Here is a 26,764-nt window from a genome sequence, read left to right on the forward strand (position 1 = left end):
GTGAGCGAAAGTACTGCTGATACAAAAAGTAGTGAAAAGCCAGTGCAGCAAAAGCTGCCACTGGCTTTTTTGCATGGTAAAGCGGTTGTAGACAAACCAGAAGACTTATATATTCCGCCCGATGCGCTCGAAATAATATTAGAAACCTTTGAAGGCCCGCTCGATTTACTGCTTTATTTAATTAAAAAGCATAAACTTGATGTGCTCGATCTTTCTATTTTTAGTATTACAGAGCAGTATGTAAGTTATGTTGAAATGATGACCGAGTTTCAACTCGAACTTGCCGGTGAATATTTAGTTATGGCTGCGTTACTTGCACAAATTAAGTCGCGCTTATTACTCCCTGTTCACGAAGAGCTTGAAGAGGAAGAAGACCCTCGCGCTGAGCTTATTAAACGTCTACAAGAATATGAGTTATTTAAAAAAGCCGCCGAAAACCTCGATGATATCCCCCGTGTTGGGCGTGATATTTTTATAGCGCATGCCGCTATGCCAATAAATGAAGACATAAGTCAAAACCTCCCCGATATTGAACTTAAAGACTTAATGCTGGCGTTGAGTGATGTTATGGCGCGAGCAAAAACGTTTGAACATCATCAAATTACTGCCGAAGTACTCTCAACCCGAGAGAGAATGAGCCAAATATTACAACAGCTATCGAAAGCAAATTCAGCGGTGGTATTTAATACGCTTTTTACGCCTGATGAAGGACGTAGTGGTGTGGTGGTTAGTTTTATAGCCATGCTTGAGCTCATTAAAGAAGGACTTGTTACTTGTTTGCAAGTAAGCCCAGAGAGCTTAATTTATGTCAGCTTGAGCGAGCAATCCACCCTATAAACTTATCTGTTTAATCCTCAACTTCTAAAAACTGACTTTAATTATCAAAGTTCTGTGCGTATACGCACGTAAAGTGTTTGTAAATGTTATTTTCATTTACGGCTATGCACTATATTGTAACGTCATAGCATTATAGGACGTTACACATGTTTAAAAATACACCTTCATCTTACGGACTTGTCGCCATTATTTTACATTGGCTCATGGCGTTGACTATTTTTGGCCTGTTTGGTTTAGGTTTATATATGGTTGAGCTTACTTATTACGATAGCTGGTATAAAGGCTCGCTCGATTTACATAAAAGCATTGGTATTACGCTTGTGGCCGTATTTTTATTTAGAATTTTATGGCGTGCTTTATCTACACAACCTAAACCATTAGGTGAAAGTAAAGGTATGAACCAATTAGCACACACCGCGCATATTGCTATGTATATTATTTTGGCCGTTATTGTTGTTGCTGGGTATTTAATATCAACCGCAGACGGACGTCCAATAGAAGTGTTTACCTTATTTAACGTATCAGCGCTTGATTTTGCTTTTGATGACCAAGCCGATATTGCAGGAAAAGTACATTATTACGGCGCGTGCACATTAATAGGGTTTGCAGTATTGCATGCACTAGGGGCGTTAAAACATCACTTTATCGATAAAGATAAAACCTTAATCAGAATGATCAAACCATTAAAGGATGATTAAAATGAAAAAATTATTAGTAAGCACAGCCGTTTCGGCTGCAATGATGTTATCGGCAACAGCCGCTAATGCAGCTGATTATGTAATTGATACAAAAGGCGGGCACGCATCTGTTAACTTTAAAATTAAACACTTAGGTTACAGCTGGTTATATGGTCGTTTTAATACTTTTGACGGCACATTTAGTTACGATGCTAAAAATCCTGATGCATCAAAAATTATGGTAAATATTGACACCACCAGCCTTGATTCTAACCATGCAGAGCGCGATAAGCACCTACATGGTAAAGATTTTTTAAATGTGGATAAATACCCAAAAGCGACATTTAAAAGCACCAGCATTAAATTTGATGAAGATGGTGAAGAGGCCGACGTAACCGGCGAATTTACGCTGCATGGCGTAACTAAAACTATTACCTTTGAAATAGATAAAGTGGGCGAAGGTAAAGATCCGTGGGGTGGATACCGCGTAGGTTTTGAAGGCGAAACCAGCCTTAAACTTACCGACTACGGTATTGATTACAACTTAGGGCCTGCATCTACTCATGTTGATATTATTTTATCAATAGAAGGCGTTCGTAAGTAATACAGTTATTGAATATAAAAACGCCACTTACTGTGGCGTTTTTTTTGCTTAACAGAAACTCAAATTAAGCGACTTTGAATTTGTTTATTTTGTGCTATTAATACGTGACTGTAATAGCGGCCTTAAATCCTCAGGCAACCAGCGCATAAGTAAATCGTTATAAGCCTGCGTTTTTTTAATAACTTTAAGCTGCTCATTAAGAATAGCGATGTCTTTTGCGCCTTGCTCGTTTTTAGTACAACCAATAAAGCCATAACTGAGCGCTGGAGATTCGGTTAATGGACGCTGCGTTAAGTTTTCTTCAAAGTGCATTGATTTAGCTAAATAGTAATGCTCGCTTGGGTAACCCAGCAAAATATCAATTCGTTTTAGGTTAAGCATATATGTGAGGCTCGCTAGGCTATCGCGTGTGGGTCTAATTACTAAATCAATGTTGGGTGTACTGTTTATTAAAGTATCTATCTCTTGGCCGTAAGAGCGGCTCATAGAAACTCCAAGAGTTAGTTTTTTATCTTGTATTAAATTGAGTAGTGATACTTCTTTTGATTCCGCTATATTTAGCGCTTTGGCGAGCTTTTTGTGCATTGCTATTGAAGGCGAGAGGCCCGTTGTTGAGCTTTCGTCTGTGAAATAAATATGCTCTTTTCTGTAATCATTTTTATAAAGCGATAACGCACAAACATTATTTGAAGTATTAGACAGCTCTTGAATTACTTTACCTGAGGGGATAAGCATGCGGTTAAAGGTAATATTAGGGAGTTGTTTTTCAAGTAAAGAAATTATGCTTTCGTCACGGCCTTGGTGTTGATATTGACCATTTAAAATATAATAGGGTGCAAAATCGTGCGCTAGCCAGTTTATGGTTCTAGCATTGCTTATTGAGATCAGACAGAAAAAAAGTAAGAAAGTTAAAAATATACGGAGCATTACAACAGCTACCAGTAATTATTATTGTAAAACTATTGTAACCAATAAAAGGCTAAAAAGTAAAATGCCAGCAACAAGGCTGGCATAATATCTTATCAATAATTGCAATAATAGAATGGCAATTAAAGTTATGTGTTGCTTAGTTAGCTTTTAGCCACTTAACAAACTGGCGTGCATCACTCGCTTTTTGAAATAATGCATTTTTTAAACCTTGTGTATCACTGAAGATTACACGATGTTTGTTTACTGAAATTGATTGCACTGGATGTGCTATTTGGATCATAGACCCATTATATTTATAAGACATAATAAAACTCACTTTATTCTTGTTATTTATTCTGCGCTATATTTTTATAGCAAATTGCAGTCAATAAATTAACGATGTTGTGTTTAGCTTCATTACAGTGTTGACGATCTTTATGACACTTTTGCGATGATAGTAAAAAATCATCTCGGTATTATTCAAGGGGTTCTCGCCGTACAATAACTTAGCTTTCAAATATACGTTTTGCGGGGCTTACTGGATCAGGGTAAATGGTTAACCGCGGCGGTTTCTTTAAACCAGAGAGGGAAGGTAACTTATATATAAATTGTGTGCAAGCTATTTATTATAAAAATATTTATAATAAATCTTATCAACTGCTTACAAAGCCCATTTTTAGTTACCAAAGGATAAGTATGAATTACCTGATAGTGAGTGATATTTATGGTTTAACCCCTGCTTTAAGTAAGTTATCACAGGCAATTAGTTCACATTTAGTGATTGTTGACCCTTACAATAACAGGATTCAAGCTATTGAAAGTGAACAAGATAGTTATAATAATTTTATTCAGCAGTGTGGACATGACAAATACACGGACAAACTTAAAAAATGCTTTGAGAGTTTAAAAGTACCTACCACGTGTATTGCTTTTAGTGCAGGGGCAAGCGCAGCATGGCGGGCACAGTTATTAACAGGCAATACACACCTTAAAAAGTTAATTGGCTTTTATCCGTCGCAAATTCGTAATTATTTAGCGTTAGATGCAAATGTACCCTGTGAATTCATATTCCCAGCAAGTGAGAGTCACTTTAATGTTGATGAAGTTATTAAAGCTTTAAGCACCAAAGCGGGTGTTAAGTGCTATAAAACCAATTTTTTGCATGGTTTTATGAACGAGTACTCAACCAATTTTGATGCGCAAGGGCTGGTTGAATATAGTAACTATATAAAACAGAGCAGCTATTAAAGCGTGTTTAGCTGCTTTTTATTAATATCAGGAAAATCAGTACGGGTATTATATTTTGCATACAGCGTTGTAAAAATGCTGCTGCCGGATAGTTTATCTAACTCTTTTATAAAGGTTTTAGCACTAGAGCGAGCGGGTCTACAGCATGTTTGATACTGTTTTATTATACCCGCGACAGATAAACCTTGTTTTTGTAGCTTAAGGTCGGCCTGTGCAAAAAAAGCCGCACCCGTCCAATAAACACGTTGCTGGGCGCGTTGTTTCCACATATCGGCAGAGAGCTTATTGAGTGGCTGTGTTTTAGTTTTGGTTTGCTGGCGGGCACGATCAAATCCTGCATTTAAACGTTGTACAAACTGCGGCTGGGTGATTATACCGCTGTCACGCATTATTACGTTTTGCATATAACTGGCAAAACCTTCGCTTAGCCAAAAACCGGAGTAGGGAAGTAGCGGCAAATATAAATGCGAAAGTTCATGGTATAGCGTCCAATCTTTAGTGAATGCATTTAAACTGGCGTAGCGATCTACATGTAGTTCAAGCCCATCGGGGTTATTGCGTTTAACTGTAGCCCAAGGTACAGGCTCAAAAGCAAAGTATTGCGGTTTTAAATAAATAGGCAAAGTGGTTTGTTTTAAAGGCCCCAGTGTATTTTGTGTTTTTTCAACACTTTGGTTAACCCATGTAGATACTGTGTTTTGAGCATTACTTGAGAGCGAGCTAAGGTTATGTATGACTACTTCAACGGCTAATACGTTAAAAGAGCTGATTGATAGTAGCAGTACAAAAAAGTATTTCATTAAAATGCTCCACTGTAATTTAATAACTGGTACGCTAGGGTTAACATACAAGACCAACTAAATGGATAAATAATCACGCCTAATTCTTTATTTTTTAAAATGATAGTAACTATAAAAGTACAAATACAGACACTTCTAGCTAAGCATGGTTTAATCAATTAATCGTTATTTTAAGTTAGGTTTTAGCCATGACGTATCAGCATATTCAAGTTCCTGAGCACGGCCAAAATATCACTATTGATGCACAAGGACACTGGCAAATACCGTTAGAACCTATTATTGCTTTTATTGATGGCGATGGCGTGGGGCTGGATGTTATGCCGGTGATGCGCCACGTTGTTGATAGTGCAATTGAGCATTGTTATAAAAGTGCACGGAAAATTCATTGGATGCAAGTTTATAACGGCGAGCAGGCCGCAAAGCTGTATGACGGTGATTGGTTTCCGCAAGAAACAATTAACGCGGTACGTGCCTGCAAAATTGCCATAAAAGGGCCGTTAACCACACCACTGGGTGGTGGCTTTCGATCGCTTAATGTTGCACTCAGGCAAGAAATGGATTTGTTTGTAAATATGCGCACTATAAAAGGCTTTAGCGCACTTCCTTCTCCTTTAAAAAATCCTTTTTTAACAAACATAACAGTGCTTCGTGATAGCAGCGAAGACGTGTACTCAGGTATTGAGTGGCAAGCAGGCAGTGTAGAAAGCGAAAAAATGCTCGACTTTTTATGCGAGGAAATGGGCGTAACCCGCTTAAGGTTTTCACAAGAATGCGGTATTGGTATTAAAAATATATCTAAAGAAGGCTCTGAGCGACTAATGCGCTTTGCCATTAACTATGCACTTAAAAACGATAGTGAATCGTTAACGCTAGTGCATAAAGGCAATGTACTTAAATTTACCGATGGGGCATTTAAGCGTTGGGGGTATGCACTTGCACAAAGCGAATTTAATGCCACTGCACATGAAAATGGGCGTTGGCTGCAAATAGAGCGAGTAAATCAAGCACCTCTAATTATTAAAGAAGTTATAGCCGACAATATGCTGCAGCAATGTTTAATGCACCCAGAGCAATTTGATGTAGTGGTGACGACTAATCAAAACGGCGACTTTTTAGCGGATATGTTGAGCGCACAAGTTGGCGGTGTTGGCATAATGCCTGCTGCAAATTTAAATAACGATGTCGCATTTTTTGAGCCTACACACGGCACGTTTGAACGTATAGCAGGGCAAAATAAAGCAAACCCCAGCAGTAGTATTTTAAGTGCGGTATTAATGCTTAAATTTATGGGATGGGACGAGGCCGCATTACTGATAGAAAATGCGTTAGAGCAAACATTTAAAAGTGGTGAAGTAACCTTTGATTTAGCGCAAGAGCAGAGCGATAACTCAAGTATTCATAACTCGACAACCTTAACTTGTACTGGCTTTGCAAAGAAGGTTATCGAGCACTTTTAAACACATTCATTATTAAGCTGCTGAGGCAGTTTTTACTCTGTGCATGCAAGGGCGGTTGGTTAACTGCGCTGCACGATGGTAAATCTCATGTGCTTGAGGTTCATCGCACTGCGTACCACTAAGCGTATCCATTAACGCAACAACAATAATTGCAGGAACCTGGCAGCAATATTCGTCTAAAACGGCTTCCGTCGTTTGTGCATCAACATGGCAAAGTGGGTGGTTTTTAAGTTGGTATGCGTTTAGCAATGTATCCACTTCTAATACATCATTTGGTTGGTGCTTTGTTTTACGGCATTTACAACCAAACTCATCAACTAAAGTAGCTAATGCTTGGTAAGTTTCAGTGGTGTTAGTTTTTGCGCATAACTGCTCTTCAATAAACTGATGTAAGTTAGCATCAATAAATAACCCGTCTTGTTGTGTAAAGCTTGATGTTGTCATAATTATTACTCTTAGTTTGTTGGCTTAACTTCACTCTAGCGCTAAGTGTATTATTAATGAAATTGTTGTTTTCAATAACTGACATTGATTTCATCAATAGTAAGTTTTAAAACTAAATAAAAAATAGAAAACATACCTAAATTATACTAATTAATTTGGTGCAGAGCGGTAAAAACGTGCACAAAACTGGAACAAGGGGATTAGTTGATGAGTTAAGGTGGATGCTTAGTTAATTGTTTTTATTGAATTTTAATTTTTTTTATGAAGTTGGTACTAAGCTTGCTAATCTTACACTGTAGGTAGACTCCTATATCGACGATTTCCAAAAGCGCCATGGTATTTTCCCAAAGTTGAATACCACGGCGCTTTTTTATTTTCTCGTGTATTTTATTCAGCCGTCACAATAGCAATAGCAATAACAATAGTAATGTTAAATTTTAATAAAGTAGGGAATAGCTACTAAAATACCGCCTACAATCAACAGCATGCTAACACTGGTCATAAAGTACGGAAAAACCAATAATGACAAACCAATACAAAGTGGCACTACGGCTTTTTTTCTTCGCCCGTAAGTAAGGTAGCCAATACCTATGCCGCCAAACAAAACACTCCACGCAATTATTGATGCACTATCCATTTATAAATTACCTATTTTGAAATACTGATTTAAATTACGACCGACATAGCCAGTTTTTCAATACCATGTGAAGGAGTCCATCTTTTGAATTCCACGAAACCATACTTTTTATATAAATTTATTGCAGGAGTATTAGCAACTGCAGTCTCAACTCTTGCATGAGATAAATCATCCATTGCTAAAACATAATTTATTAGCTTACTTGCGATACCTTTTTTAAAATAGCTAGGATCAACGGTTAAACTACAAATATCTAAACACTCGTTGTTTGTATCTACTTCAATAACGGCTGCTAAGCATTCATTTTCGCTGTAGCCATAAAAGGTTGTTTCTGATTTTTTTATACCTTTAATATTACGCGCTAAAGGAGGAAAGTTATGCGCGTCGATCAGTTTAGCCTCTATAGCATAGGACTTTTGAAAGACAGCAAAAATTATATTTGCAGTATCGTTATTCTTATTATTAAGTTTGTTTATCATTATATTCTTCTAATGAAAGTAAAGCTTGGAAGTATGCGCGATAGTAAAATACCTAGTGTTTGATGTGATGAAAATAATAATTTATCTATCTGCAATCGTTTTGGCAAACGCTAATAACTCACGCCTTAACCATTGGTGCGCCGGTGCATGGTGCAGCAGTGGGCTCCATATCATCTTTACCTCAATAGGCACTATTTGGAATGGCACAGGGCTGATTACTAAATCAGTATGAGAGGTTAATAACTTAGCTTGCCTGCGCGGTAGGGTGGCAATAAGTTGCTCTGATTGGCAAAGCAGGCTTGCAACCATATAGTGGCGAGTAAAAACACGTATTTTACGGGTTTGTTCTAGTTGCCAAAGCGCTTCATCTACCCAGCCTAATTTTTGCTTTCCTGATTTATTAGTAACAGCGGCTTCAGGCCCCCAGCCGGCACGATTTACCCAAATATGCTCTTTTTTTAAGTAGTCGTCTAACCCTGATTGTTGTAAAAATGTATTTTTAGGATGCGTTAAACAACAGTAGTTATCTCGCCATACACTGGCTTGATGAAACGAGCGTGGCAAACCATTAAAGCGATTTATTGCTAAATCTATAGTGCCTTTTTCCATGTCTTGCAGGTTTACGTCGCTTGGACTTAATACATCAAAATTAATACCGGGGTTTTTACTAAGCTGCACCGTTATAAAAGGGGCTATTAAGGTCGACTCTATGTAGTCATTTGCCATTATTCTAAAGGTAACTTCAGCGGTTGCAGGGTTAAATTGCTCACTAGGCTGCGTAATAGCTTCGGCCATTTTTAAGAGCGCCTCAACTTCAGGTTTTAACGCAAGTGCCTTTGCCGTTGGCGTCATAGATCCTGCAGCACGAACAAGTAGCGGGTCATCAAATAAATCGCGCAAACGTTTTAGCGCATTACTCATAGCAGGTTGCGTAAGCGCGAGTTTATTGGCAGCTTTTGACACACTTTTTTCATCGATGAGTACATTTAAGTAAACTAACAAGTTGAGGTCGACGTTTCTTATATTCATATGGGCGTGTTGGCCTTTCAGGGTTGAAATTTGTTCAATCTAGGGGCGATTTAATCGCGGCGCGAGGTTTGCCACCTAGTGGGCTAAGTAAAAATCGAGCAAAGCTTCCGCGTCCTGCTCACGCCCCTTACCTACATCCATGTAGGCAACAAAGAGTTAATCGTCCCTAGAAAGAACCCTATGGGCAGTGTGTATTTGGCCTTTATGCAGCGTTAAAGGACATTTATGGGGAGTCACCACACTACATGTACTTTGCCTTGCTTAAAAACCAAATACACGGCTGCAAAATTAACCTCGAAAGGTCAATACGCCCAATAAATGCTATTTATATGCTGTATTAATTATCTAAATTAAAGCCTGCTTGCTAAGGTGTAAACAATTAATAAAAAATAACCGCCATAACTGGCATCAATATAAGTGCTGTATTTATGCAAAATAGGCTAACAAATCAATCTAATAATGCGCTACAACACGTTGTAGCCAGTAAGCTTGCACGATCTGTTTTTGCTGGATTTGAGGCGATGTTTTCGCAATTTTTAAATATTACACTGGGTGCACAAAGCCGTTTTGAACAACGACAGTATCACAGTGTGCAAAGTGCTATGCGTGAACGTTTACAAGTGTATGAGCGCGAAGTAAAAAACGTGAGTGAAGCCGTGAGAGTTATTGCTTATGCTGAACTTACTTGCCCGCAAACGTGGCAGTTAGCTAAAAATATTTACGGCGATATGGTACAAAATCACGAAAATAAACCTATTGCGCATACTTTTTTTAATTCAACGTTTGGCGCAATTTGGGACGATAAAAAAATTCGTACTGTGCATTTGTTTGTATTAAAAGCCAAGTATCGTAGTGAGCCACGCTCTTATGAAAGCTTAGTGAGCAGGGTATCGCTACATAATGGGTTTAATAACGCCGTTAAAACGCTTATTACTAATCAAGTATTTAGAGTGCCATTTAGTAATTTAGAACGCGATGTAGCCACATTACAAAGTACGTTAATGCAAGGCGCTAAGCAGCAATGCAAACAGGTGTACGAACTTATCAATTTAAACGACGGGTATATTGAATACGCCAACTCATTATTTTTTAGAAACAAAGCCTGTTATTTAATTGGGCGCTGCATTGCTAAAAATGGCGACAATATGCCTTTTGCTATCGCTATTTTAAATACCGATGAGGGAATAAAGCTTGATGCTGTAATGATGGGCGCCGATCAATTAAGTTTATTATTTGGTTTTGCACGCACCTATTTTATGGTTGATACCGATAAACCCGCTCGTTATGTAGATTACTTAAGTGTGTTAATGCCACACAAACAACGCTTTGAGTTATTTAACGCCATTGGCTTTATAAAGCACGCCAAAACTGAGTTTTATCGGCACAAGGTTGATACGACTAAAAATAGCCCAGCCAACTTCAAGTATGTTAAAGCGCCAGGGACGCCGGGCATGGTAATGCTGGTATTTACTATTGAAGGGCTAGATTACGTTTATAAAGTAATTAAAGACAAATTTAGTGCGCCAAAAACAGCCACCAAAGCACAAGTCAAAGAAAAGTATAACTTTGTAAAACAAGCCGATAGGGTTGGTCGTTTGGTAGACACACACGAATTTAGATATTTAGCGTTTGATTTAAGCCGTTTTAGTGATGAGCTTCTTGAGCAGATGAAAAGCCAAATTGGCAGCAGCATAGTTATATCTGGCAAGGCACTCATTTTAAAGCACGTTTATGTTGAGCGTAAAATGACCCCGCTTAATTTATATATTAACCAATGCGATAACAAAACCTTAGAGAGTGTGATGCATGACTACGGTAAAGCAATTAAAGAGTTAGCGGGCGCTAATATATTTCCGGGCGACATGCTAATGAAAAACTTTGGCGTAACGCGATGGGGGCGAGTGGTGTTTTACGACTTTGACGAAATTTGCCCGCTTACCGATTGTAACTTTAGAGACGTGCCACACACCCAAAATGCACTCGAAGAGCTAAGTAGTAACTCGTATTTTGATATAGCTGAAAACGATATATTTCCGAGCCAATTTAAGGTGTTTTTTAGCGCCAACGAGATTGCGTTTAACTATTTTAATAATGAGCACAGTAACTTGTTTTTAGCGACGTTTTGGCAGAGTTGTCAGCAACAAATACATAATGGTTATCTACCCGATGTTTATCCTTATAAACAAAGTTGGCGCTTTTGAGGTTGTTTGAATCTGTGTTCATCCCCATCTATATGTTATTACAGTTTTTAAACTTGGAGCAACAATGAAATATATTTCTCATGAAGATGGTAATCTTGCATTTAGTGAAACCGAAAAACCGGTTTTAAAGAGCCATGAAGTACTTGTTAAAGTTGCAGCAATAGGTGTAAACCGTGCAGACAGTATGCAGCGCCAAGGTAAATACCCGGCCCCTGCGGGAGATAGCCCTATTTTAGGTTTAGAATGTGCGGGTACAGTTACTGAGCTTGGAAAAGATGTAGATAAAAGCTGGCTAAACAAGCGTATTTTCACGTTGTGCTCAGGTGGTGCTTATAGCGAATATGTAGCCGTTGATGCAAAACAACTTATGGAATTACCCGATGATGTAACAATGGCAGAGGGCGCTGCAATAAGCGAAGTGTATTTAACGGCATTTGGCGCATTATTTGAGCTTGGTAAATTACAAAAAGGGCAAACAGCGCTTATTCATGCAGGTGCTAGTGGCGTAGGCGGTGCAGCAATTCAAATGGCTAAAAGCGCAGGTGCTACCGTGGTTATTACCGCTGGTACGGATGACAAATGCCAACACGCAAAAGAGCTCGGTGCCGATCATGCAATTAACTATAAAACCACCGACTTTGTAGAATATATGAAAGCAAATGAGTTAACAGCAAATGCAATTGTAGATCCTGTTTCGGGTAGTTACTTAAATAAAAATGCCGCTATTGCAGCCATGGATTGCCAAATTGTAATGCTTGCATTTTTAGATGGACGTTTTGCAGAAGTTGATTTTGCGGCGCTTTTACAAAAGCGTATTTCGTTTCATGCCTCAACGCTTAGAAATCGTAGTATTGAGTTTAAACGCCAGGTGCGCGACGACTTTGTAGCGCGTTTTTACAATGATATTGCCACTAAAAAGTACGACTTTAACCTGTATAAAACATTGCCTTGGAGCGACGCAAACGAAGCGCATGCTATTTTAGAGCGTAATGAAAACGCAGGAAAAGTGGTTTTACTTGTAGAGTAACTCTTTAATTTTAGGGTTTAGCCCATATACTAAGCCCTATAAAAAATACTTAAGGTTTAATAATGAATCCAATACTAGCAATACTTAAAGAGCACAATGTAAGCGACGAAAAAGTAAAAGCATTGTTTGAAGCGTTTACTCAAAATCCAATGATGGCAATGGCGCTTGTTCAAGAGCTTGGTATTCCGCCAGAAAAGTTACAACAATTAATGGCAGTCGTGATGACTCAACCGCATCTTATTAAAGAAGCGACTGACGAACTTGGTTTAGATTTTGAAAAAGTAAAAGAAGCGAAAGAAAAACTAAATCAACAGTAATTGATAATCTAATTTTCAGATTGATCATATAGCAAGGTAAGCAACTACCTTGCTATACCCGCCGTAAAGCACACACTTTTTGTTACACTCTACATTGAACTGCTCAGTATTTAGTAAGTCATAATAATACTTAATTAACGTAGGGAAATAATATGAAACCGCTTTATAAGTTTTGGAAAAACAACCGCTCTCTTATCGTATTTATTGCACTAATGAGCGTATTTAGAAGCGCTGTAGCCGATTGGTACGAAGTGCCAACAGGCTCAATGAAGCCAACAATTCAAGAAGGTGACAGAATACTTACCGATAAAATGGCCTACGATATTCGTGTCCCATTTACGCATATAAAACTACTTAAACTAGCGGACCCACAAACCGGTGATATTATTGTTTTTGACTCACAAGCTGCCGATAACCGTTTAATTAAACGTGTAATTGGTGTGCCAGGAGACACCGTTGCGCTTGAAAATAATGAGCTCATTATTAATGGTAAAAGACTTAATTATGCAGATCAGCAAAGCAACATAGACTCGCTTGATAAAATCGAAGATTTAAACGGATTAGCGCATTCGATAAGAGTGGCAAATATTCCTTCACGTTTATCGGGCTTTGATGCAATTACAATTCCTGATGATTATTATTTAGCAATGGGCGATAACCGCGACAATAGCGCTGACTCGCGTGTAATAGGTTTAATTCCGCGTAATGAGTTATTAGGAAAAGCAGAGCGCGTTATAGTGTCTCTTGATTACGATAACTATTACCTACCAAGAAAAGACCGCGTATTGAAAAAGCTCAATTAAATAAGATAATTAATTTTATAGTTAAAATATAACTGCCTATTTAGGCAGTTTACTTATATATTTTTTTACAAGCTTGGTAAGAACACTACGCTCTTGTTCGGTATTTAATACCTTACAAAAATCGCCACTAACTGCAGCGCCACAAGCACCTGCTTCAAACCACTGAGATATATTATCTAAATTCACACCACCAACAGGCATTAATTGTGCTTCTGAAAATGGACCCGTTAATGCTTTAAAGTAACCAATGCCCATACTGCCTGCAGGAAATACCTTAATAATATCAGCGTTATATTCAATTGCATTTGCTACATCGGTAGGTGTTAGTGCGCCCATTAATACGGGTAACCCGTGCTGGTGGGCAAGTTCGACAACCGATTTGTTGGTATTTGGCGTTACGATAAACTGCGCGCCTGCATCAATAGCTTGCTGGGCAAGGGTGGTGTTAATTATTGTGCCGGCACCAATAAGTGCGTTTTTATGCGCTGCGCGAGCTCTTGCTATTTCTTGCTCAAAGCCAGGTGTGTTTGAAGTGATCTCTAATGAGTGTATGCCCGCATTTATTAAACAATCAATTAATGGAGCTACATCGGTTTGTTGTTTTAAGCGCAGTATGGCGACTAATTTGTGTTGCTTTATTTGGCTACTTACTTTTGTTCTGTTGGTATCTAAAATTTGGGTCATAATTACAATTCACTTTATATCAAACGGGGTAGACGATTTAATAGGAAATAGTATAGTCAGGGAGTATGTACCTTTCTAAATTGAAAAATTAATTGATAAAGGTCACAGGCTTAATCAATTAAAGGCTTCAGAAAAATCTTGATTAACTTACTTGTTTCAATCGGCAATTCTTCATGAGGTAGGTGACCGGCATTACTCACTATTTCTAACTGAGTATTTGTGCTGTTGAGTATAAATTCTTTTGTGTAGTCAAATGGAACTACCTCGTCCTCCTCTCCCCAAACAACTAAAGTAGGTATATTTAGTTTATCGCCAGCAAATAACAAAGGGTCGAACGAGTACGATTTTAAAAGGGAGATTAATGCTGCTCTGTTACCAACTCTAAGAGTTAGTTCCCTGTACTGCTGAAACTTACTAAACGGTATATCTTTATTTTTAAACACTCTTCTGAGACTGTTTTTAGTCACAAAGTAAGGTAAAAAATACAGGCTTAATTGCTTTGTTATTGGTAAATAAGCAAGTTTCCAGCCTATTAGCCAATTCTTAAATGGGGCTAGACGAGGAGTTGCGTTTATAAGAATAAGGGCATTTATTTTATTTCGATGATTTTTGGCTAGTTGCCATGAAATTTCACCACCAAAAGAATTGCCAACTAACGTATATGAGAATATTTCGAGTTTATTAATAAATTTCTCAACAAATTTTGAATAGTTTTTACTATCGTATTTTTTGCTCTCTTCCCATGGCCCAGTTATGCCAAAGCCGGGTAAGTCCAAACTTATCACCCTGAAATCTTTTGTAAGTGTTTTAGTAACATCATGCCACGTATGTAAACTTGCTGATAGTCCATGCAGCATAATGAGTACTGGCGCATCTTTTTTTCCTTCATCTATATAATGAACGCTTATTTTGTCGATATTTACAAACTTTGAGTTATCGTATGACCAGCGTTTTTTTATTACGATAGCCGAAATATCTGGCGAGTACGTTAAATAAAATAATACTGTAAAGCCCAGGAGGAGAAAAATTATAAGGTATGTCAAAGCTTATTATTCCAATTATTGATTAGCGATATTGTAGAAGCTGAATCAATAGGTTTACTGTAGTAATAACCTTGGCCATAAGTACTGCCCATGCCTTTAAAAATTGCTATTTGATTAGCTGACTCGATACCCTCGATTGTTGTTTCAAAGTTAAGCGCTTGTGCCAAAGATATAATAGATTTAACGATGGCAGTAGCTTGGGTGTTATCTACTACATTCAATTTCTCAACGAAAGATCGGTCAATCTTTAATTTATCCAACGGAATTTCTTGGAGATAGGAAAGTGAAGAGTAGCCTGTTCCAAAGTCATCGAGAGCAACCTTTACACCTCGCTCTCTTAAATTGTTCAATACCTTAACAACGTATTCGTAATTGTTAATCATTACAGACTCTGTAAGTTCTATTTCTAACTGTTCGGACGCCAAATTACTGCTTTTTAGGGCATTAAAAATATCTTCAACCAATGTGTTTTTAGTAAACTGTAATGCCGAAACATTAACAGAAACCTTAAGGTGTTTAGGCCATGAAGAAGCATCTTTGCAGGCTTGATTTAAAATAAATTGGCCAAGTTTATTTATTAGGCCACTTTCTTCAGCAAGTGGTATAAATGTATCCGGTGCAATAGTTCCTTTTATAGGGTGATTCCAGCGAACTAACGCTTCAAAACCATTGAGGCTACCCGACTTAAGATTTACTTGTGGCTGGTAATAAATAGTAAATTCGTTATTTATAAGTCCTTTTTTTATATCAGAGAGTAGGGCAAGCTTCGATTTTCCATTTTCTTCCATATATTGTTCAAAGAAACTGCATTTAGATTTTCCTGTCTCTTTTGCTGAATATAGAGCCATATCAGCAAATTTAAATAAATCATGAGCAGTCATAGTATCTTTTGGTGTAGAAGCAATTCCTATGCTCGCATACATTTCAATCTTATATTCGTGAACATACCATGGTTTTTTTAAAGTATCTAAAATTTGCTCGGCATGTTCTTGGGCTGAAGTTTTATCTAATGTATATTGATAAACAATTGCAAATTCATCTCCGCCAAGACGAGCAACTAACCCATTTGGCTTTATTGCAGCAGAAAGTCGTTTAGCCATTTCTTGTAATAATTGATCGCCCACTATATGTCCTAGTGAGTCGTTTATTATTTTAAAGTTATCTAAATCCATCAAGAAAAGAGTACAGTTTGCTGATGCTTTCTTTTCAAATACTTGTTTAATGAATTGATTGAACTTATGCCTGTTTGCTAAACCAGTTAAAGGATCTGCATTAGCTAAGAACTCCATTTCTTGTTCTCTTAATTTTATTTCTGTTATGTCAGAAATAACACCACGCCAACCTAAAAATAGTCCGTTAAAATTTACTAATGGCTTTGCTGTGATAGCCCACCATTTGTGGCACTTTGCTACTTCAACAGGTATTTGCATATTTTTAAATGGGAGTGGGGTACATAATTTAGTATTGAGGTCTTGAAACAGCTCTTTGCTTGTGGCGCTTTTACACAAGGAAAATATAATTGATGAGAAGTTTTTACCTTCTAATTCCTGTATGGTTACATTAAGTGCTTTAGCAAGGTGAAGGGAGGTATGCTGCAAATTACCTTTTTCATCAGTTTCCCATAGCCAGTCGCTTGCATTCTTTTCGAAGTCATTGAGTAACATACCAACGACTTGACGTTGATGTTCTATTTTTGTTTCTGCCTCTAAGTTTGATAAAAACATTCGAGAAAATACAATTACCGTTGAGGCGAGTATCAAGCCAAAAAAAGTGACTATTAACGCAAAGTACCAATAATGCCCCCAAAAATGGTATGGAATACCAATAAGTAACCCAAGAGTAAAAATACCAACCCATGCTAAGCCCGCTATAGGAAGAAATGAAAACATCCAAGCACCAACAGAGGCAAACGAAATTATAATACAGATAATTAATAGTCGGCCTTGTTCATCAGATAAACCAAATAAATAATTGGCCATCGTGATATGTAAAATAGCCGCTAAAGATAGAATTACAGTTAACCATTCTGCTGCGTGCTTCTTAATTAATGTGTTTTTTTCAATCGATTTACTTTTATACCACAAAATAATGTTAATAATAGCTATGCACCAAAGAGCGCTTATCCATGATATTAATACATAATGATTAACATCGTTCCAGAAAAATAATGTAAGAAGTAAAGAAGTTAGCATGTTGCCAGTACTACTAAAGGGCATTTGCTGTAAGATTGCGTAGTATTGGCGTGATTTAAACGCTTTGTACGTGTCTCTATTAGAGGAGTTTGTATTTATACTAGACTTGATATTTTTGATAAACCAAAAATAAACAGAATATAACAAATTAAAAAAGCTAGGGTTTGATGAGGTCGGTTCTCGATTCATGAATCTTAGGGGGTCCTTTCCCAAATAGCATTAATTGACAATTTAAAAGGTCTAAATTATTGGCTTATATATTAGCACAGTCCTTTTTTAATACTATTTATGCATTTTATGATAATCGTATTGTAATAAAAACCGCTGATGTATCAGCGGTTTTTATAGTATGAGTAATATTACATTACGCGCATACCAGGCTCTGAGCCGTCATCTGGGTTAAGAATGTAAATTTCTTTTCCGCCAGGGCCTGCTGCTAATACCATGCCTTCAGACATACCAAAGCGCATTTTACGAGGCTTAAGGTTCGCAACCATAACGGTTAGCTTGCCTTCGATATCCTCAGGTGCGTAAGCCGATTTAATACCCGCAAACACTTGGCGAGTTTCGCCGCCTAAATCAAGTGTTAGCTTAAGTAGTTTATCTGCGCCTTCTACGTGCTCTGCTTTAGCAATTTTGGCTACGCGTAGGTCTACTTTTGCAAAATCATCGAACTCAATCTCGTCGCTAATAGGCTCTTTTGCAAGTGGGCTGTTAGGGTCAATTGTTACTTTTGGTGCTAAGCTTTCTTTAGATTCTTCAACCATTTTGTTCACTTTATCCATTTCAACACGTTGCATTAACGGTTTAAATTTATTGATAGGGTGGCTTACTAGCGCATTTTGAACGCCGTCCCATGCAAGGTCGTCATTTAAAAACGCTTGTACGTTGTCTGCCATTCCTGGTAACACGGGTTTTAAGTAAGTAATTAAAACGCGGAACAAGTTAAGACCAAGAGAACACACTTCGTGTGCTTCTTGTTGCTTAGTTTCGTCTTTAATTAATACCCAAGGCGCTGCGCCATCAATAAACTGATTTGCTTTGTCGGCAAGCGCCATTATTTCGCGAATTGCGCGGCTGTAATCGCGGTTCTCGTAGTGTGTTGTAATGCTCGGTGCAGCAGCTTGAAACTCTGCTAACAGCTCTGGTTGCATAATAATGTTGCTTAGCTTGCCATCAAACTTTTTAGTAATAAAGCCAGCACAACGGCTCGCTATGTTGACTACTTTACCTACTAGGTCTGAATTTACGCGCTGTGCAAAGTCTTCTAGGTTTAAATCCAGATCAACAATACCGCTACTTAATTTTGCTGCGTAGTAGTAACGTAAGTATTCTGGGTTTAAGTTATCTAAATAAGTACGCGCTTTAATAAACGTACCCTTTGATTTAGACATTTTTTCGCCATTTACAGTGACAAAACCGTGAGCGAATACGTTAGTTGGCTTTCTAAAATTCGCGCCTTCTAGCATTGCTGGCCAAAATAAGCTGTGGAAGTAGATAATGTCTTTACCAATAAAGTGATAAAGCTCTGCGTCTGAACCCTCAGCCCAAAACGCATCAAAGTCGATGCCTGTTTTGTCACACAGGTTTTTAAAGCTCGCCATGTAACCAATAGGAGCATCTAACCAAACGTAGAAGTATTTGCCCGGTGCATTTGGAATTTCAAAACCAAAATAAGGTGCATCGCGGCTAATATCCCATTGCTGCAAGCCATCGGTAAACCATTCATCTAGCTTATTAGCCATTTCTTGTTGAATAGTGCCCGAGTGTAGCCATTCTTTTAGCATGCCTTCAAATGCTGGCAGGTCAAAAAAGTAATGCTCAGAATCTTTCAGTACAGGCTCAGCGCCCGACATTACAGAACGTGGGTTGATTAAATCTGTAGGGCTGTATGTAGCACCACATGAATCACAACTGTCGCCATTTTGGTTTTCAGACTTACACGTTGGGCAAGTACCTGTTACAAAGCGGTCTGGTAAGAAAATACCTTTTTCTGGATCGAATAATTGCGAAATAGTGTGCTTTTTAATATGACCGGCATCGTTTAGGCGGTTATAAATAAGCTCGCTTAATTCTTTGTTTTCTTGGCTGTGTGTGCTGTGGTAGTTATCAAATTTGATATTAAAGTCAGCAAAGTCGCGTTGGCGCTCTATGCTTACTTGTTTTACCGCTTCTTCAGGCGTGATCCCTTGCTTTTGCGCATTAAGCATAATTGGTGTGCCGTGGGCATCGTCTGCGCAAACATAATAAGCTTCGTGGCCTTGTAGTTTTTGAAAACGTGACCAAATATCAGTTTGAATATATTCCAATAAATGACCTAGGTGAGTAGGGCCATTTGCATAAGGTAATGCGCTGGTAATCAGGATCTTTCGCTGCGTCATAATCATTCCGAATTGAGGATAAAACGCCGTTTTTATTATACAAACGGCAATTATCATTAATTTATCTACAAGCTATCTGCTTAGAGTGCGCACAGCTTATGGATTTTTATTAATTGACTGGTGTTAATGCCCTGAATGTTACATAATTCCGTGGCACTTTTCATCAAAGAAACGCTATTTAATTGCTATGTTTGGACTGTCGAAACTATTCTCTTCTAAATCGGTGCAAAAACAACCGATTATTACTGCCTTAGCGGCATATCGTAGTGCGGCTTTTGCCGTCGGTATTGACGAAAGCTTCATTAATACTATTACTCAAAATGACGATAAATCACTACACATTAAATTAACCCTACCATTTGCTGGGCAATCAGAAATGCCTTTAGTTGAGCAACACGTAAGTGAAAGCTTAAATGTGCCTGTAACAATTAGCGCCAAGGTTATCATTAAAGAGGCGGCTAAGTTTAAAGCGATTAAACATATTGTACTTATTGCCTCAGGCAAAGGTGGGGTAGGTAAGTCGACTACTGCTGTTAACTTGGCAGGCGCGCTTAAAAATGAAGGCGCAAAGGTGGGTATTTTAGATGCTGACATTTATGGCCCATCTATCCCAATGCTTTTAGGATTAGTGGGCGCAGAGCCCGTCACTAAAGATAACAAACAGCTACAGCCTTTTGATGCAAATGGCATTAAAGCGCAGTCAATTGGCTTTTTAGTTCCAAGCGATGATGCCACGGTATGGCGCGGGCCAATGGCGTCAGGCGCGCTGAGCCAATTACTTAATGAAACCGATTGGGGCGAGCTTGACTACTTAATTGTTGATATGCCACCGGGCACCGGTGATATTCAGCTTACAATGAGCCAAAAAGTACCCGCTAGTGGCACTGTTATTGTCACTACACCGCAAGATTTAGCGCTAGCCGATGCGCAAAAAGGCATTGCTATGTTTAATAAAGTAAACGTACCGGTGCTTGGCTTAATAGAAAATATGAGCCACTACATTTGCACTCACTGTGGTGAAGCTAACCACGTATTTGGTAAAGACGGTGCCCAAAAACTGGCGCATAAGCACGGCGTGCCTGTACTTAGCCATATTCCACTTGCAATAGATATACGCGAGTATTCTGAGCAAGGTAAACTTATTGCAAGCGATAACGATGCCGCAATAAGCAAAACATACAGCGCAGCAGCAAGGCTAATAGCCAGCACGCTTTATTATCAACAGCATCACAAAGCAATTGAAATTGTGATTACGGAAGATTAATAAATAATGAGACTTTCAGACACACATATTAAAGAATACCTAAGCGATGGCCGCATTGTTATTGAGCCTGCGCCAACGAGCGAAATGATTTCAGGCGTGACTGCCGATTTACGCTTGGGAAATAAATTTAGAACTTTTAATGCGCATAACGCCGCATATGTTGATTTAAGTGGTCCAAAAGATCAGTTAAATAAGGCCATGGAATCGATTATGAGTGAAGAAATAGTGCTTGATGAAGGTGAAGCATTCTTTTTACACCCAGGTGAACTTGCACTAGCTATTACCCATGAAAAAGTAACTCTACCAGCAGATATAGTAGGTTGGTTAGATGGACGCTCATCGCTTGCGCGTTTGGGGTTAATGGTGCATGTAACCGCGCACCGAATAGACCCAGGCTGGAGCGGTAATATTGTTTTAGAGTTTTACAACTCAGGTAAATTACCACTGGCACTACGCCCACTGATGAAAATTGGTGCTATGAGCTTTGAAATGTTATCGGGTCCGTGTGAAAACCCATACAATATTCGTAAAGATGCAAAATATAAAGATCAAAGCAGCGCAGTAGCAAGTCGTATTAGTGACGATAAATAATCACCAAATATAGGCATTACTCGTCTATTTTATGAAGCGCATAACCCAGTAGTTCAAAATACTGGTTAAGCGCTTCATTTGCTTTATTGATATGCTCACTATTTGGGTATATTAAATTACTACTTTTTAAGCCTCCCACTAAAAAGCTATTTTTTATATATGTGTGGCCTTCAATACAGGCTTCAAAACACCGTGCTGCAAGCTCTTCTGGCATGCTCATATAATTCATATTGTGGGCTTTATCGTGTTCTATACACGCTTGTACAAAATTATTTGCATCAATACCATCTTCATCTAAAAATACATGTTTATAAAAACTGTTCAAAGCATTATTAAGTGGATGCGATAAATTAGGCGTGTTTGAAAGCCACAATTTTGAGGCAAAGCCAAAGCGTGGTTTTGCTGCAAATAAGTGCTCGCTTATATGATGGTCAAACGCATGGAACCATTCGTGAGCAAGTGCACCACCGCCTGCATTTTTTGCAAGAGCAAGTGTTTGAGAGGCTGCGTTATAATGCGCTTGCACACCTTTTTGACCACCATGACCAAACGCAAAATTAAGCTTGCCGCGCAGGCCAATTGCTTTAGGTGGTAAATGCAGTATTTGTGCTAGGTCGGCCAGTGCATCGTAAATTAAGTTGGCGCTAATATAGCGCTCTTCTTTAGTTACCCATTTACCAACGACCATTGACCTAAAGCCGAAGGTATCTCTTATATCGCTAAAGTCGACTTGGTCGTCAAAGCGATAGTCGGGTCCTTGGCGAGTAAAGCCACGTTTTAGTCTGTTAGGGTAGTTACGCATTGCAAGTTTCATATAGTAACGAATTTAATCTAAGTAACGTGCTTTTACGTGCTCGGGCATGTGTTGGGTTTGTTTTTGTATTAATTCATTAAGCGTATTATAAAGTGGTGCGGGATTTAGCTGCTCTATTAAAAACAAACTATGCGCTACAGCCTCAAGTGTGGATAGGCTGTCGGCCCGAGGGGCTTTACGAATAGCATAACGATTTTTAGGTAGCTGTTTAAAACTGACCGTTTTAAATTGATTTAGTAATGTGGTGAGCTGCAAAATTTTGTAGGCTTTTTTCCATGTACCATCAACCACGATTAAATGGGTGATGTTTTTTACATTTGGCTGCTCAGTGTTATCGTCTAAATTTACAGCGTGTTCGTTAGGGTAGAGTAAAACAGTTGAGCTTACTGGCAGTGTTTTTAGTATGGAAAAGTCATCATTATTTTCGCCTTTGATTATTTGGCAATCAGTTAGGCATAAATTGAGTAGTTTAGCGGTATTTTTTGCTATTTTTTCTTCACTCGGGTGCTGTAGAATAATAACCGTAACTTTGTTGTTTATTTTTGTAATTGCGTTGCAAATACAGGTGTTTAGTGAAAAGTTACAATGATTACAAAGTGTGCGTGCCATTTAATAAACTTTCTGTTGCCAGTATGATCCTCGCAATTATACATTTATAAGGTAATTAAGTTGGTTTTTTTTACGCATCAATATAAAGTAGTACTATTAAACTGTAACTTACATGGATTGTTTTAAGGGCTTAAAATATGACAGAAATAAATATTGATACATCAGCATTAGAGAGTATGGAATCGTTATTGGGTGAGCAGTTTGCTGATACACTTGATTTTTGCTGCTCAGAGTTTGAACGTTTAGGCTCAGAAGTGTTAGCAACCATTGGTAAAGATAAAGAAGCAGCTATTCGCCACTCCCATAGCTTAAAATCGAATGCGGCGCAGTTTGGAGCTTCAAGCCTTGCTGAAGTATCGCGTGTGATTGAACAAAATTTAAACCTAGATAACTTAGCTGAAGCTATCGACGCATCTAATAGCTTAATGGCTCAAGTAACAGGCTCTCAAGCTAAGCTAAATGAATGGTTAGCATCTCGTTAATTATTGAAGCTGAAACGTGAATTTATTTCAGTATTAAGCACCTAAATTGACTGGCATTTTACGCCTTTACTAGGTTAGTCTAAAGACTCACTAGGGCGTGTTGATCTTTCGGGATTGAATTTGCAACGAGTGTCTGGTTTTTAGGTTAGGCAGAGCCTATGCAGTGTGGTTTTTCCACATAAATAGGCGATAACAACACATAAAATCCAAACACGCATTGCCCAGAGGGTTCTTCCTAGGGGCTATTTTCTCTTTGTTACTCAATTTTTACTTAGCCCACTAGGTTACAAATCTCGCGCCGCGATTAAATCGCCCCTAGGTTGAACAAATTTAATCCATAAAGTCAATACGCCCTAAAGAGGTAAAAATGTCTGATATTAAAAAGAGTCACAAATTAGAAGGTGTATGTTATGACATTCGTGGGCCGGTTTTAGCACAAGCTAAAAAAATGGAAGACGAAGGTCAAAAAGTACTAAAATTGAATATAGGTAATCCAGCTGCTTTTGGTTTTGATATGCCAGAAGATATGCACCGCGATATTATCCGCAACTTATATTCAGCCCAAGGTTACTGTGACTCTAAAGGCCTCTATTCAGCCCGCGTGGCTATTTATCAGCACTACCAACAACGTGGATTACATAATTTAGATGTAGATAGTATCTATATTGGTAATGGCGTAAGCGAACTTATTCAGATGATCACCCAAGCGCTATTAAATAATGGCGATGAAGTGCTTATTCCAGCTCCAGATTATCCACTTTGGACTGCTTCTGTCACATTATCGGGTGGTAATCCGGTGCATTATTTATGTGATGAAGAGCAAGATTGGTTTCCGGATATTGCAGATATAAAAAGCAAAATAACGTCTAAAACTAAAGCTTTGGTATTAATTAATCCTAATAATCCGACAGGTGCGGTTTACAGTGATGATTTGCTAATGCAATTAATTGATATAGCGCGTGAACATAAACTACTGTTATTGAGCGATGAGATTTACGAAAAGATTTTATACGATGGTATAACGCATACTTCAATCGGCTCACTGTGTGATGATGTACCAATCATTACTTTTAATGGTTTAGCTAAAACTTACCGTGCAGCAGGGCTAAGAATGGGGTGGATGGTGCTAAGCGGTCGTACCTCGGTAATGGATGATTTACGCAAAGGTCTTGAAATACTTTCATCTATGCGTTTGTGCGCCAATGTACCTGCGCAATATGCAATTCAACAAGCGTTGGGCGGTGTGCAATCAATTGATAATTTAATTAACCCAGGCGGGCGCTTATACGAGCAGCGCGATATAGCATGGCGCGGGTTAAACGCTATTGAAGGCATTAGTTGTAAAAAACCTAAAGGCGCGCTTTATGCGTTTGCCAAAGTAGATACAGCACTTTTTAACGTTAAAGATGATGAAAAGATGATGTACGATTTGCTAAAAGCCGAAAAAATATTACTTGTACATGGCAGGGCGTTTAATTGGCCCGAGCCGGATCATTTTAGATTGGTATTTTTACCAAGCAAAGATGATTTATCGGATGCGATGTTAAAAATGAAGCGTTTTTTTAAAGACTATCGCCAAGTATAGTTATTTAAAAAATAAAAAAACGAGCCAAATTTGGCTCGTTTTTTACTTTAGTCATGAATATATTAGCTAATACGCTTTATCTACACGCACCGTGTTGTCGTTCAAGTACACTAATCTTACATTATCGCCTTTGCTAAAGCGCATTGATTGGTCTTGATCTTGGACAACCATAAACTGGTCGCCGTTTTCAACTTGTATTAATAACTCTACAAAATGATTTTGCTGATAATGACTTTGCTGCTGCCTATTATGTGCAACACTGCCGCCAATTACCGAGCCTAATATTGTTGCTACTGTGCGGCCGCTACCGCCACCAAACTGGTTGCCTACAACACCACCGAGTAATGCACCGCCGAAGGTTTTCCAGCCGTTGTTTTTGTCTTGAATGATTTCTTGTTCGGTAATATTGCGTACCGATTTTACGTCACCAAATAAAACTTGCTGCACAGGTACTGCTTTATTGCGCTCGTATTGAGCAAAAGTTGGCGCGCTCACACTAAGTAGGGCACACATTATTAATATTATAGCTTTCATAATAATCTCCTATTGGTAGCCTTTATGGGCTTATTAGCCCGTAAAGGCTTAGTAACTACCAGCCAAAGGTTGATTTTTCTTTAGTTTTACGAATTTCAGTTTCGTCTGCCCATTCAACTAGGCCGCTTTCCATATCCATTAAACGCATCGTAAATTTATAGTATACGTCTGATTTGTCGGCATTTGATTTAACTATGCTCGATAAATTTCCGTATAACATATATTGCGCGCCAATTTGTTTACCAAATGCAACAGCTGTTGCAGGGTTAACAAGGGCATCTTCGTTTTGAAACGTTAATTGCTCACGTACTGACTCAACACGCGTCATATCTACAAAACGGAACTTACCACTGCGTAGCATTTGCGTTGAGATTGAATCGGTGATTGATTCAGTATCAATGTGCTCACTAGTTTTGTTTTTAATACGCTCAACAAATACTACAGGGCGTTTATTAGCGGTCATTGTGCCAACAACGGGTGAGCTGAGTAATGAATCGGTCATTTGGCTCGCTACTTTTTGTAAGTCGGTAGAGCCAAAATTAATATCGGTTGTTTCTACTGCTTGTGCGTCGCCATAACTTACTACGGCTTTATTAGCACAGCCACTTAATACTAAAGCGCTGAGGCCAACTAAAGCGTAAGTTGATGCTGTTTTAAATTTGTTACTGATGATCATGGTTGTTTCCTTTAATCTTTAAATTCTTGTGATTCGGTAGACACTTCTCTTACTGCTAACGAAAAGGTAACCGCATCAGAGCTCGGTGCTAAGCCCGGTAATTGTGTTTTTGCAAAACCAAATAAGGTGAGTGCTTGCCAAGGTGAATGGTTGCCTTTAATTACAAAGCCGTCTTTATCAAACCAATTAAACTGATACTGCAAATATTGTGATTTTTTATACTGGCTCGAAAGTGTCACTACTACATCGGTTAACTGGTTGGTTTGACGTGTTTTCACATCAGTAATGGCCAGCTTTTTACCAAGCTCTGGGTTATCTACACGTAATTGCTCATTAAACTGGTTTTTATTTTGTTCAACAGAAATACCCGATGTAACCGGTTGGCTGGAACATGCACTGAGCATTAAGGCTGCTAATAATGGCGCTATGTATTTCATGAT

Annotated in this window: 29 protein-coding genes; 13 read left to right on the forward strand and 16 right to left on the reverse strand. The window is 38.4% G+C overall.

Features of this window, described 5'->3' with window-relative positions:
- From FFU37_RS05600 to FFU37_RS05610, 3 genes are all read left to right on the forward strand, one after another.
- The gene (locus tag FFU37_RS05600; protein WP_002961574.1) at positions 1 to 837 is read left to right on the forward strand and encodes a segregation and condensation protein A; all 837 of its coding nucleotides are present in this window, start codon (positions 1 to 3) and stop codon (positions 835 to 837) included.
- A gap of 146 nt (positions 838 to 983) precedes the next feature.
- Complete coding sequence (locus tag FFU37_RS05605; protein WP_002961572.1) at positions 984 to 1,535, forward strand: cytochrome b; 552 nt, start codon at positions 984 to 986, stop codon at positions 1,533 to 1,535.
- A gap of 1 nt (position 1,536) precedes the next feature.
- Positions 1,537 to 2,118: a YceI family protein gene (locus tag FFU37_RS05610; protein ID WP_039489966.1), complete on the forward strand. Its 582-nt coding sequence runs from the start codon at positions 1,537 to 1,539 to the stop codon at positions 2,116 to 2,118.
- A gap of 84 nt (positions 2,119 to 2,202) precedes the next feature.
- Here FFU37_RS05610 and FFU37_RS05615 read toward each other — a convergent pair whose 3' ends face one another.
- Positions 2,203 to 3,045, reverse strand: a complete 843-nt coding sequence (locus FFU37_RS05615; protein WP_138488941.1) for a transporter substrate-binding domain-containing protein — start codon at positions 3,043 to 3,045, stop codon at positions 2,203 to 2,205.
- Positions 3,046 to 3,184: 139 nt separating this feature from the next.
- Complete coding sequence (locus FFU37_RS20275) at positions 3,185 to 3,352, reverse strand: hypothetical protein (RefSeq protein ID WP_002961566.1); 168 nt, start codon at positions 3,350 to 3,352, stop codon at positions 3,185 to 3,187.
- Positions 3,353 to 3,723: 371 nt separating this feature from the next.
- On the opposite strand from FFU37_RS20275, the gene FFU37_RS05620 reads away from it, so the two are divergent.
- Positions 3,724 to 4,275: a hypothetical protein gene (locus FFU37_RS05620; protein WP_138488942.1), complete on the forward strand. Its 552-nt coding sequence runs from the start codon at positions 3,724 to 3,726 to the stop codon at positions 4,273 to 4,275.
- Here FFU37_RS05620 and FFU37_RS05625 read toward each other — a convergent pair.
- Positions 4,272 to 5,075 (reverse strand): M61 family metallopeptidase, encoded by an 804-nt coding sequence (locus FFU37_RS05625; RefSeq protein WP_138488943.1) that lies wholly within the window; start codon positions 5,073 to 5,075, stop codon positions 4,272 to 4,274. The genes FFU37_RS05620 and FFU37_RS05625 overlap by 4 nt on opposite strands.
- 188 nt (positions 5,076 to 5,263) lie before the next feature.
- On the opposite strand from FFU37_RS05625, the gene icd reads away from it, so the two are divergent.
- Positions 5,264 to 6,532: an NADP-dependent isocitrate dehydrogenase gene (gene icd, locus FFU37_RS05630; RefSeq protein ID WP_138488944.1), complete on the forward strand. Its 1,269-nt coding sequence runs from the start codon at positions 5,264 to 5,266 to the stop codon at positions 6,530 to 6,532.
- Between the two features lie 12 nt (positions 6,533 to 6,544).
- Here the strand turns inward: icd and FFU37_RS05635 are convergent, their stop codons facing one another.
- The 4 genes from FFU37_RS05635 to FFU37_RS05650 all read right to left on the reverse strand — a co-directional run bounded on the left by FFU37_RS05635 (position 6,545) and on the right by FFU37_RS05650 (position 9,121).
- Positions 6,545 to 6,976: a hypothetical protein gene (locus FFU37_RS05635; RefSeq protein WP_002961558.1), complete on the reverse strand. Its 432-nt coding sequence runs from the start codon at positions 6,974 to 6,976 to the stop codon at positions 6,545 to 6,547.
- Between the two features lie 430 nt (positions 6,977 to 7,406).
- Positions 7,407 to 7,613, reverse strand: coding sequence for a hypothetical protein (locus tag FFU37_RS05640; RefSeq protein ID WP_010554223.1), 207 nt, complete (start codon positions 7,611 to 7,613; stop codon positions 7,407 to 7,409).
- A gap of 29 nt (positions 7,614 to 7,642) precedes the next feature.
- A complete protein-coding gene (locus FFU37_RS05645; protein WP_138488945.1) occupies positions 7,643 to 8,092 on the reverse strand; it encodes a GNAT family N-acetyltransferase in 450 nt (149 codons plus the stop codon).
- 81 nt (positions 8,093 to 8,173) lie between these two features.
- A complete protein-coding gene (locus FFU37_RS05650) occupies positions 8,174 to 9,121 on the reverse strand; it encodes a LysR family transcriptional regulator (protein WP_138488946.1) in 948 nt (315 codons plus the stop codon).
- A 428-nt stretch (positions 9,122 to 9,549) separates the two neighbouring features.
- On the opposite strand from FFU37_RS05650, the gene aceK reads away from it, so the two are divergent.
- The 4 genes from aceK (at position 9,550) to lepB (ending at position 13,469) form a co-directional block, all read left to right on the forward strand.
- A complete protein-coding gene (aceK, locus tag FFU37_RS05655) occupies positions 9,550 to 11,322 on the forward strand; it encodes a bifunctional isocitrate dehydrogenase kinase/phosphatase (RefSeq protein WP_138488947.1) in 1,773 nt (590 codons plus the stop codon).
- A gap of 64 nt (positions 11,323 to 11,386) precedes the next feature.
- Positions 11,387 to 12,349 (forward strand): zinc-binding dehydrogenase, encoded by a 963-nt coding sequence (locus tag FFU37_RS05660; protein WP_024595341.1) that lies wholly within the window; start codon positions 11,387 to 11,389, stop codon positions 12,347 to 12,349.
- 62 nt (positions 12,350 to 12,411) lie between these two features.
- On the forward strand, positions 12,412 to 12,666 hold the full coding sequence (locus FFU37_RS05665) for a DUF2999 family protein (RefSeq protein ID WP_002963210.1): 255 nt from the start codon (positions 12,412 to 12,414) through the stop codon (positions 12,664 to 12,666).
- Positions 12,667 to 12,818: 152 nt separating this feature from the next.
- On the forward strand, positions 12,819 to 13,469 hold the full coding sequence (lepB, locus tag FFU37_RS05670; RefSeq protein ID WP_138488948.1) for a signal peptidase I: 651 nt from the start codon (positions 12,819 to 12,821) through the stop codon (positions 13,467 to 13,469).
- 36 nt (positions 13,470 to 13,505) lie between these two features.
- Here the strand turns inward: lepB and FFU37_RS05675 are convergent, their stop codons facing one another.
- The 4 genes from FFU37_RS05675 to metG all read right to left on the reverse strand — a co-directional run bounded on the left by FFU37_RS05675 (position 13,506) and on the right by metG (position 19,769).
- Entirely contained in the window at positions 13,506 to 14,153 is a 648-nt protein-coding gene (locus tag FFU37_RS05675) for a bifunctional 4-hydroxy-2-oxoglutarate aldolase/2-dehydro-3-deoxy-phosphogluconate aldolase (protein WP_002963212.1), read from the reverse strand.
- A 110-nt stretch (positions 14,154 to 14,263) separates the two neighbouring features.
- A complete protein-coding gene (locus tag FFU37_RS05680) occupies positions 14,264 to 15,196 on the reverse strand; it encodes an alpha/beta fold hydrolase (RefSeq protein WP_138488949.1) in 933 nt (310 codons plus the stop codon).
- Positions 15,193 to 17,577, reverse strand: a complete 2,385-nt coding sequence (locus FFU37_RS05685) for a putative bifunctional diguanylate cyclase/phosphodiesterase (protein ID WP_002959667.1) — start codon at positions 17,575 to 17,577, stop codon at positions 15,193 to 15,195. The genes FFU37_RS05680 and FFU37_RS05685 overlap by 4 nt, the downstream gene beginning before the upstream one ends.
- A 170-nt stretch (positions 17,578 to 17,747) precedes the next feature.
- Positions 17,748 to 19,769, reverse strand: a complete 2,022-nt coding sequence (metG, locus tag FFU37_RS05690; RefSeq protein ID WP_002959668.1) for a methionine--tRNA ligase — start codon at positions 19,767 to 19,769, stop codon at positions 17,748 to 17,750.
- Positions 19,770 to 19,956: 187 nt separating this feature from the next.
- Here metG and apbC point away from each other — a divergent pair, with 187 nt between their 5' ends.
- Together apbC and dcd are read left to right on the forward strand one after the other, a co-directional pair.
- Positions 19,957 to 21,033 carry an iron-sulfur cluster carrier protein ApbC gene (gene apbC, locus FFU37_RS05695; RefSeq protein ID WP_138488950.1) on the forward strand — a complete coding sequence of 359 codons (1,077 nt, stop codon included), beginning with the start codon at positions 19,957 to 19,959 and terminating at the stop codon, positions 21,031 to 21,033.
- 6 nt (positions 21,034 to 21,039) lie between these two features.
- Positions 21,040 to 21,624, forward strand: a complete 585-nt coding sequence (dcd, locus tag FFU37_RS05700; RefSeq protein WP_002959670.1) for a dCTP deaminase — start codon at positions 21,040 to 21,042, stop codon at positions 21,622 to 21,624.
- A gap of 16 nt (positions 21,625 to 21,640) precedes the next feature.
- Here the strand turns inward: dcd and FFU37_RS05705 are convergent, their stop codons facing one another.
- Positions 21,641 to 22,426 (reverse strand): CLCA_X family protein, encoded by a 786-nt coding sequence (locus FFU37_RS05705; protein WP_138490006.1) that lies wholly within the window; start codon positions 22,424 to 22,426, stop codon positions 21,641 to 21,643.
- Positions 22,427 to 22,450: 24 nt separating this feature from the next.
- Positions 22,451 to 23,047 (reverse strand): tRNA-uridine aminocarboxypropyltransferase, encoded by a 597-nt coding sequence (locus FFU37_RS05710; RefSeq protein WP_138488951.1) that lies wholly within the window; start codon positions 23,045 to 23,047, stop codon positions 22,451 to 22,453.
- Positions 23,048 to 23,184: 137 nt separating this feature from the next.
- Here FFU37_RS05710 and FFU37_RS05715 point away from each other — a divergent pair, with 137 nt between their 5' ends.
- Positions 23,185 to 23,529 carry an Hpt domain-containing protein gene (locus tag FFU37_RS05715; RefSeq protein WP_002959674.1) on the forward strand — a complete coding sequence of 115 codons (345 nt, stop codon included), beginning with the start codon at positions 23,185 to 23,187 and terminating at the stop codon, positions 23,527 to 23,529.
- Positions 23,530 to 23,896: 367 nt separating this feature from the next.
- Entirely contained in the window at positions 23,897 to 25,114 is a 1,218-nt protein-coding gene (locus FFU37_RS05720; protein ID WP_024597609.1) for a pyridoxal phosphate-dependent aminotransferase, read from the forward strand.
- A gap of 66 nt (positions 25,115 to 25,180) precedes the next feature.
- On the opposite strand, the gene FFU37_RS05725 is transcribed toward FFU37_RS05720, so the two are convergent.
- The 3 genes from FFU37_RS05725 to FFU37_RS05735 are packed head-to-tail and all read right to left on the reverse strand — an operon-like array spanning position 25,181 to position 26,761.
- Positions 25,181 to 25,648: an outer membrane lipoprotein gene (locus tag FFU37_RS05725; protein ID WP_002959676.1), complete on the reverse strand. Its 468-nt coding sequence runs from the start codon at positions 25,646 to 25,648 to the stop codon at positions 25,181 to 25,183.
- 55 nt (positions 25,649 to 25,703) lie between these two features.
- Positions 25,704 to 26,324, reverse strand: coding sequence for a penicillin-binding protein activator LpoB (lpoB, locus tag FFU37_RS05730; protein ID WP_007375407.1), 621 nt, complete (start codon positions 26,322 to 26,324; stop codon positions 25,704 to 25,706).
- A gap of 11 nt (positions 26,325 to 26,335) precedes the next feature.
- A complete protein-coding gene (locus tag FFU37_RS05735) occupies positions 26,336 to 26,761 on the reverse strand; it encodes a YcfL family putative periplasmic lipoprotein (protein ID WP_002959678.1) in 426 nt (141 codons plus the stop codon).
- Between the last annotated feature and the right edge of the window lie 3 nt (positions 26,762 to 26,764).

It is taken from the genome of Pseudoalteromonas distincta (assembly GCF_005877035.1).
Taxonomy (GTDB): domain Bacteria; phylum Pseudomonadota; class Gammaproteobacteria; order Enterobacterales; family Alteromonadaceae; genus Pseudoalteromonas; species Pseudoalteromonas distincta.

Excerpts from the sequence above, each read along its gene's own strand:
- FFU37_RS05605 (WP_002961572.1), top strand. The coding sequence starts at position 984 with ATGTTTAAAAATACACCTTCATCTTACGGACTTGTCGCCATTATTTTA.
- FFU37_RS05610 (WP_039489966.1), top strand. The coding sequence starts at position 1,537 with ATGAAAAAATTATTAGTAAGCACAGCCGTTTCGGCTGCAATGATGTTA.
- FFU37_RS05615 (WP_138488941.1), bottom strand. The coding sequence starts at position 3,045 with ATGCTCCGTATATTTTTAACTTTCTTACTTTTTTTCTGTCTGATCTCA.
- FFU37_RS20275 (WP_002961566.1), bottom strand. The coding sequence starts at position 3,352 with ATGTCTTATAAATATAATGGGTCTATGATCCAAATAGCACATCCAGTG.
- FFU37_RS05620 (WP_138488942.1), top strand. The coding sequence starts at position 3,724 with ATGAATTACCTGATAGTGAGTGATATTTATGGTTTAACCCCTGCTTTA.
- FFU37_RS05625 (WP_138488943.1), bottom strand. The coding sequence starts at position 5,075 with ATGAAATACTTTTTTGTACTGCTACTATCAATCAGCTCTTTTAACGTA.
- icd (WP_138488944.1), top strand. The coding sequence starts at position 5,264 with ATGACGTATCAGCATATTCAAGTTCCTGAGCACGGCCAAAATATCACT.
- FFU37_RS05635 (WP_002961558.1), bottom strand. The coding sequence starts at position 6,976 with ATGACAACATCAAGCTTTACACAACAAGACGGGTTATTTATTGATGCT.
- FFU37_RS05640 (WP_010554223.1), bottom strand. The coding sequence starts at position 7,613 with ATGGATAGTGCATCAATAATTGCGTGGAGTGTTTTGTTTGGCGGCATA.
- FFU37_RS05645 (WP_138488945.1), bottom strand. The coding sequence starts at position 8,092 with ATGATAAACAAACTTAATAATAAGAATAACGATACTGCAAATATAATT.
- FFU37_RS05650 (WP_138488946.1), bottom strand. The coding sequence starts at position 9,121 with ATGAATATAAGAAACGTCGACCTCAACTTGTTAGTTTACTTAAATGTA.
- aceK (WP_138488947.1), top strand. The coding sequence starts at position 9,550 with ATGCAAAATAGGCTAACAAATCAATCTAATAATGCGCTACAACACGTT.
- FFU37_RS05660 (WP_024595341.1), top strand. The coding sequence starts at position 11,387 with ATGAAATATATTTCTCATGAAGATGGTAATCTTGCATTTAGTGAAACC.
- FFU37_RS05665 (WP_002963210.1), top strand. The coding sequence starts at position 12,412 with ATGAATCCAATACTAGCAATACTTAAAGAGCACAATGTAAGCGACGAA.
- lepB (WP_138488948.1), top strand. The coding sequence starts at position 12,819 with ATGAAACCGCTTTATAAGTTTTGGAAAAACAACCGCTCTCTTATCGTA.
- FFU37_RS05675 (WP_002963212.1), bottom strand. The coding sequence starts at position 14,153 with ATGACCCAAATTTTAGATACCAACAGAACAAAAGTAAGTAGCCAAATA.
- FFU37_RS05685 (WP_002959667.1), bottom strand. The coding sequence starts at position 17,577 with ATGAATCGAGAACCGACCTCATCAAACCCTAGCTTTTTTAATTTGTTA.
- metG (WP_002959668.1), bottom strand. The coding sequence starts at position 19,769 with ATGACGCAGCGAAAGATCCTGATTACCAGCGCATTACCTTATGCAAAT.
- apbC (WP_138488950.1), top strand. The coding sequence starts at position 19,957 with ATGTTTGGACTGTCGAAACTATTCTCTTCTAAATCGGTGCAAAAACAA.
- dcd (WP_002959670.1), top strand. The coding sequence starts at position 21,040 with ATGAGACTTTCAGACACACATATTAAAGAATACCTAAGCGATGGCCGC.
- FFU37_RS05705 (WP_138490006.1), bottom strand. The coding sequence starts at position 22,426 with ATGCGTAACTACCCTAACAGACTAAAACGTGGCTTTACTCGCCAAGGA.
- FFU37_RS05710 (WP_138488951.1), bottom strand. The coding sequence starts at position 23,047 with ATGGCACGCACACTTTGTAATCATTGTAACTTTTCACTAAACACCTGT.
- FFU37_RS05715 (WP_002959674.1), top strand. The coding sequence starts at position 23,185 with ATGACAGAAATAAATATTGATACATCAGCATTAGAGAGTATGGAATCG.
- FFU37_RS05720 (WP_024597609.1), top strand. The coding sequence starts at position 23,897 with ATGTCTGATATTAAAAAGAGTCACAAATTAGAAGGTGTATGTTATGAC.
- FFU37_RS05725 (WP_002959676.1), bottom strand. The coding sequence starts at position 25,648 with ATGAAAGCTATAATATTAATAATGTGTGCCCTACTTAGTGTGAGCGCG.
- lpoB (WP_007375407.1), bottom strand. The coding sequence starts at position 26,324 with ATGATCATCAGTAACAAATTTAAAACAGCATCAACTTACGCTTTAGTT.
- FFU37_RS05735 (WP_002959678.1), bottom strand. The coding sequence starts at position 26,761 with ATGAAATACATAGCGCCATTATTAGCAGCCTTAATGCTCAGTGCATGT.